Annotated in this window: 1 protein-coding gene; it reads right to left on the bottom strand. The window is 38.7% G+C overall.

Features of this window, described 5'->3' with window-relative positions; translation table 11 throughout:
* Positions 1-38: 38 nt before the first annotated feature.
* Positions 39-644 (bottom strand): M48 family peptidase (locus tag DEH07_07125; GenBank protein HBY04305.1); only part of this gene is annotated, 606 nt, incomplete at its 5' end.

The raw sequence follows: 644 nt of genomic DNA, 5'->3' as shown, positions 1-644 counted from the left end.
ACTTGACATGCCTGTTTTATTGAAGGAGATATTTTATTTCACAGCTTGAGTCCGGGACCATTTTCCTTAAGCCACTTCCGTGCTTTTTTATAATCGGGCATATACAGAGCCACCATATCCCAGAATTCTCCGGAGTGGTTTAAATATCTTAAATGGCAGACCTCATGGACAATAATATAATCAATTACCCACTCGGGGGACATGATTAATTTCCAGTTAAAATTAAGATTGCCTTTTTTGGAGCAGCTCCCCCACCGCGTTTTCTGTTCCTTGATCCTCATGATATTATATGTCAGCCCGGTGATTTTGCATAAATAATCAAGCCTGTCTTTTATAAAAATTTTGGCAGCTTTTTTATACCAGTGCCTTAAAATACTTTTCACCAAAAACTTTCTTTCGTTGGTTCCTATTTCATTATTTACAAGAATTTCAAACCTGATCCCATTGAATTTAATGGTCGTGCGTTTTTCCTCATGCTTAAAAATCCTAATCTCATATTCCTTCCCTTTATAGAGAACCTTTTCACCGCTATCCCATTCTCTTTTGTGTTCTCTGGCCTTCCTGGACTGAAATTCAACATAATGCTTATATATCCAGCCGCTTTTAGCCTCCAGCGCCCGGTCAACATCACTCATCTTAGCGCT

It is taken from the genome of Desulfotomaculum sp. (assembly GCA_003513005.1).
In the GTDB taxonomy this organism is placed as follows: Bacteria; Bacillota; Desulfotomaculia; order Desulfotomaculales; family Nap2-2B; genus 46-80.
The sequence above is the reverse complement of the archived record's forward strand: the minus strand, read 5'-3'. Positions and strand labels throughout refer to the sequence as shown.